General features: G+C 71.8%; 1 protein-coding gene. It reads left to right on the top strand.

Annotated elements, in window-relative coordinates; all coding sequences use genetic code 11:
• A partial coding sequence (locus tag IO24_RS41875; protein ID WP_037670218.1) for a hypothetical protein occupies positions 1-202 on the top strand: 202 nt, incomplete at both ends.

The raw sequence follows: 202 nt of genomic DNA, 5'->3' as shown, positions 1-202 counted from the left end.
CGGCCGGATCCGTGGGGTACTGGGAGCGGAGCTGGCGATCCGGGATCTGTTCTCGGCTCCGACGGTCGCCGCGCTGGCGGGGCTGGTGGAGGCGGCCACAAGTCCGGTCGAGCGCCCGGCACTGGTTGCCGTCGTGCGTCCGGAGCGGATGCCGTTGTCCTTCGCCCAGCGCCGCCTGTGGTTCCTCCACCGTATGGAAGGC

Origin of the sequence: Streptomyces flavovariabilis, assembly GCF_000725785.1 — a bacterium.
Classification (GTDB): Bacteria; Actinomycetota; Actinomycetes; order Streptomycetales; family Streptomycetaceae; genus Streptomyces; species Streptomyces hawaiiensis.
Note: the sequence above shows the minus strand (reverse complement) of the source record. Positions and strands in the feature narration are given on the sequence as shown.